Genomic DNA, 4,700 nt, shown 5'->3' on the forward strand with positions numbered 1-4,700 from the left:
GCCGTGTCCGGGACCGATCGGCGAACGCGCCGACTGGTGGTGGTACACACCCTTCCAACCCCAACCACCACCGACAATTAACTAGGTGCCCTACGGCCGCCGATCATGACCAGCAACGGCCCTATCCTCAAACAGGTTGGAGCATCAGAGAATTCAACGCGGACCTAGTCCCGGCACGATGTCGCCCAGGCTGAACGTCACCGGCTGTTCGAGCTGTTCGTAGGTGCACGAGCGTGGGTCGCGGTCCGGGCGCCACCGGTTGAACTGCGCGGTATGACGAAACCGCCGGCCTTCCATATGGTCATAGCGGACCTCGACCACCCGCTCGGGCCGCAGCGGCACGAACGACAGATCCTTGCCGGCGTTCCAGCGGGAAAATTCGTTCTTCCGAGGCGTCCGTTCGCCGGCTTCGTGCGCGGCCCAATTCCACGGGTGGCCGTCGAAATCGGTGACGAGCGACTGTAATTCGCTGAACAGCCGCCGCCGCTCGGCCATCGGGAACGCACCGATCACCCCGACGGACGCCAGTTGGCCGTCATCTTGATACAGACCCAACAACAACGAACCGATCGCGTCGGCACCGGACTTGTGCACCCGATAACCCGCGACCACACAGTCGGCGGTCCGCTCGTGCTTGATCTTGAACATGATCCGCTTGTCCGGCTGATACGTGATGTCCAGCGGCTTGGCGATCACGCCGTCGAGGCCGGCGCCCTCGAATTCGTTGAACCAGCGCTGCGCGGTGTCCAGATCGGTCGTCGCCGGCGTGACGTGGATCATGCGGCCCGGCCGGGCCGCTGAAGACACAGCGTCGACCAGGGCGGCGCGCCGCTCGGTGAAGGGCCGCCGCGTGTAGTCGTCGTCGCCGAGGGCGAGTAAGTCGAACGCTATGAAGGACGCCGGCGTGGTCTGTGCGAGCATGCGCACCCGCGAATCCGCCGGATGAATCCGTTGTTGCAGCGCCTCGAAATCCAGGCCCCGGTCGGTGGCGATGACGATCTCACCGTCGATCACGCAGCGCTGCGGCAGCTCGGCCCTCACCGCGGCGACCAGCTCGGGGAAGTAGCGGGTCATCGGCCGTTCATTGCGACTGCCCAGCTCGACCTGGTCGTGGTCGCGAAAGCAGATCGACCTGAAGCCGTCCCACTTGGGCTCGTAGGACGCATCGGCGGGAATCGAGCGCACCGACTTCGCCAGCATCGGCGACACCGGCGGCATGACAGGGAGGTCCATAGCCTGATTGTGCTGGAATCGGAGGTATGGCTGCTGCAGAAGAGCTCGACGTCGACGGCATAGCGGTGCGGCTGACCAATCCGGACAAGGTGTATTTCCCCAAACTGGGATCGAAAGGCACCAAGCGGCACCTGGTGGATTACTACCGTGCGGTGGCGGGTGGTCCGATGCTCGACGCGCTGCGCGACCGGCCCACCCACCTGCAGCGGTTCCCGGACGGCGTGGACGGCGAGGAGATCTACCAGAAGCGGATCCCGCAGCACCATCCCGACTACCTGCAGACGTGCCGGGTGACCTTTCCGTCGGGGCGGACCGCCGACGCGCTGAAGGTCACCCATCCGGCGGCTGTCGTGTGGGCGGCGCAGATGGGCACGGTCACCCTGCACCCATGGCAGGTGCGCTGCCCGGACACCGACCACCCCGACGAACTGCGCATCGATCTGGATCCGCAGCCCGGCGTCGCCTTCGACCAGGCGCGCACGGTCGCGGTCGACGTGCTGCGGCCGCTGCTCGACGAACTGGGGCTGGCGGGATATCCGAAGACATCGGGCGGTCGCGGTATCCACGTGTTCCTGAGGATTGCGACCGATTGGGACTTCATCGAGGTACGCCGTGCCGGCATCGCCTTGGCCCGCGAGGTCGAGCGCCGTGCGCCCGATGCCGTCACCACCTCCTGGTGGAAGGAAGAACGTGGCGAGCGCATCTTCATCGACTTCAACCAGAACGCCCGGGACCGCACCATGGCGTCGGCGTATTCGGTGCGACGCACGCCGATCGCGACCGTTTCGATGCCACTGACATGGGACGAGCTGGCCGACGCCGAGCCGGACGATTACACCATGGCGACCGTGCCCGATCTAATCAAGGACCGGGAAGACCCTTGGGCCGCAATGGATGATGCGGCCCAATCGATCGCTGCCCTATTGGAAATGGCCGACGCCGACGAGGAGCGCGGGCTGGGGGACATGCCGTATCCGCCGAACTACCCGAAAATGCCCGGCGAGCCCAAACGCGTTCAGCCCAGCCGGGATCGAGATCTCAAAAACGAGAAGGACTAGCCGAAACGCGCGGACTTTCCTCGGCCGCGTTTTACCGTCCCGCGCCGCTGCGCCCAAGTGAGGATCTCAACGCTATCACTCGGGGCGTCCCCGCAAAAGGCATTGCATTGCGCCGCAGTGGCTTGAGTCGATTTGTCACGGTGACAACTTGGAACTTCAATCCCGTGATGCCAACCGGATTCAAACCGCACGAATTCCCGCACCCGATCCGTCAAGGCGTCGGGGCCAACGGCTTTGGGAACCGTTTGGCCGAGGAGAATAGTTTACCGCCATCGCGTGCAAAGGCCACCCAAGCAATTCGCGACGAGCGTGCGCGCCCCGAATAGAACCGATGGCGCCAGCAAACCCTTGCTGCCCAGCGTTTTTCGTGCCACCAGGGCGCGGTTCATGCTGCCACGTTCCTATCCGCCAGGCCGGCGCGTAGCGGAATTTGACCGTGCGAATGCGGACACCCAATGCCATGGAGAAACTGCTCGACAGGCCCAGGAAACGGGCCCTACCACGGAATGGACACGGGGTGATCCAGACCCTGCCGGTAGCCCGGCAGACCTACATCGTGCAGGTCAGATTGGGTCCGCAATCGATTGTTATCGGCGTCGTGCAGCCGGAAGCCGTGATGGCGGTGAAGGTGAGGATCAAACCAAGAACAACTTTGTATTTCAGACCAGACATGACCACTCCGTCCGTAGGAGAAATCTGACGCCCGAGAGTAGGAATATTACGCGCCGCGCCCTCGTATGAGTATGGGAATGAGTAATTTTCATTCAATTACTTCACCTGACTGAAAGCCGTCGAGTAGCGGTCGTCAATTTGGGCCGTCTTACGGCGCCAGTTCAGAAAGTTACCGCCAAAGTCGAGTCCTGCTGTGCCGCAAAGGGGTACTTGAATGCCGATCGGCGCCGTGGCGCAAACGTGTTGGCTAAAAACAGGATACAAACTCGTTCTAACGGCAGAAATCGGACTTTCAGTACGGAATTCCTCACGAGGCTCAACTGCGGGTACGAAATCTCGTTCCGTAGGCTCAGGTGCTATGTCGGTGACAGCTCGGTTATGCACCGTGACATTCGCGCTGCTACTGTCGACAATTCCCGTCGCCGGCGCGGCCGCCGCGGAGCCGGCCGCGCCGGCGACGAAACAAATCGGCGAAAGATTGGTCGGCTGGGACACCTATCGGCGGCTCGATCGGCTGCCGTATTTGCACCCCGGCTCGCAGACTCTGCAGGTATCCAGCTTCGATCGCAGTGGCGGCGATTACGAAATATCGACGGGCAATCGCAACGGCAGCGGCGGGTGCTTGGCGCCGGGAGGCGCCGGCTGCGTCATCGCGGAGGATCACGGTGCCGGAGAGATCGAATCGATCTGGTTGACCCGCGACGGCGGCAATCTTCGCGCACTCGGAAACATCCGCATCGAGCTGGACGGGCAGACCGTGGTCGACACTCCGCTGCAATCGTTGGTCGACGGCAACCTGGGGGCACCTTTCGTGTGGCCGCTGGTCGCCAACGCCGCTCAATCGCCGGGAGGCGACTACATCAAGGTGCCGATGCCGTATCGGCGTTCGATGCGGGTCAGCATCACATCCCATTTGGAGTACTACCACGTCGACTATCGGCAGTTTCCCAACGCCGACGGGGTCGACACCTTTTCACCGACCGACCCCGCGCTCGACGTGCTGGACATGCTGCGAGCCGCCGGTACGGCCGACCCCAAACCGGCCGCCACGGTTGCCGCGCACACCAATCGGGTCATCGAGCTGGCCCCCAGCGCCGGACAAACCATCGCCGAAACGACTGGCCCGGCGACTGTTTCGGCACTGCGGCTGCAGCTGCCCGAGCCGGCGACTGCGCAGCTGACCACCTTGCGGCTACAGATCGAGTTCGACGGCCGGACCATGGTGGACTCCCCATTAGGTGAGTTCTTCGGCGCCGGGCTGGGGGCCAACCCCGTGCGATCGCTGATGTTCGCCACCACTGCGCAGCACGATGGATCACTGCTGCTATGCGCTTGGTGGCCAATGCCTTTCGCGCAGTCAGCGCGCGTAACACTGGTCAACGCGGGCGCGGATGTGGTGTCCGGGATAGACAGCGACGTCGCCACCACTCCCGACGCCCAGTGGGCGTCCGCGCTGAGCAGCGGCCGAGCCGGCTACTTCACCGCGCGCTCGCATGCCGGGCCGACGGCACTCGGCCAGGACTGGTTGTTCGCCGAGGAACAGGGACGCGGCAAATTCGTCGGTGTCAGCCAGACCATCCGCGGCAATCGAACCAAAACGGCGTTCAGTGACGATGCCCCTTACTTTCTCGAGGGTGCCGAGCGGGTCTACACCGACGGCGCCGCGTCCCCGCAGTGGTACGGCACCGGCACCGAGGACCTGTATGAGGGCGGCTGGTACTTCAAGGGCGGCACCCA

5 protein-coding genes are annotated in these 4,700 nt (G+C 63.8%); 4 read left to right on the forward strand and 1 reads right to left on the reverse strand.

Going from position 1 to position 4,700, the window contains the following annotated elements; genetic code table 11:
- A partial coding sequence (locus A5659_RS28665; RefSeq protein ID WP_231997955.1) for a hypothetical protein occupies positions 1 to 85 on the forward strand: 85 nt, incomplete at its 5' end.
- A gap of 68 nt (positions 86 to 153) precedes the next feature.
- On the opposite strand, the gene A5659_RS20810 is transcribed toward A5659_RS28665, so the two are convergent.
- A complete protein-coding gene (locus tag A5659_RS20810) occupies positions 154 to 1,233 on the reverse strand; it encodes an ATP-dependent DNA ligase (protein WP_067183940.1) in 1,080 nt (359 codons plus the stop codon).
- A 26-nt stretch (positions 1,234 to 1,259) separates the two neighbouring features.
- Here A5659_RS20810 and ligD point away from each other — a divergent pair, with 26 nt between their 5' ends.
- The 3 genes from ligD to A5659_RS20820 all read left to right on the forward strand — a co-directional run.
- The gene (ligD, locus tag A5659_RS20815; protein ID WP_067183944.1) at positions 1,260 to 2,291 is read left to right on the forward strand and encodes a non-homologous end-joining DNA ligase; all 1,032 of its coding nucleotides are present in this window, start codon (positions 1,260 to 1,262) and stop codon (positions 2,289 to 2,291) included.
- 517 nt (positions 2,292 to 2,808) lie between these two features.
- Positions 2,809 to 2,991, forward strand: a complete 183-nt coding sequence (locus A5659_RS27280; RefSeq protein WP_156749049.1) for a hypothetical protein — start codon at positions 2,809 to 2,811, stop codon at positions 2,989 to 2,991.
- A gap of 330 nt (positions 2,992 to 3,321) precedes the next feature.
- A partial coding sequence (locus A5659_RS20820) for a glycoside hydrolase family 172 protein (protein ID WP_067183948.1) occupies positions 3,322 to 4,700 on the forward strand: 1,379 nt, incomplete at its 3' end.

The organism is Mycobacterium sp. 1165196.3, assembly GCF_001673415.1.
Lineage (GTDB): Bacteria > Actinomycetota > Actinomycetes > Mycobacteriales > Mycobacteriaceae > Mycobacterium > Mycobacterium europaeum_A.

Coding starts and splice junctions, on each gene's coding strand:
- A5659_RS20810 (WP_067183940.1), bottom strand. CDS start 1,233: ATGGACCTCCCTGTCATGCCGCCGGTGTCGCCGATGCTGGCGAAGTCG.
- ligD (WP_067183944.1), top strand. CDS start 1,260: ATGGCTGCTGCAGAAGAGCTCGACGTCGACGGCATAGCGGTGCGGCTG.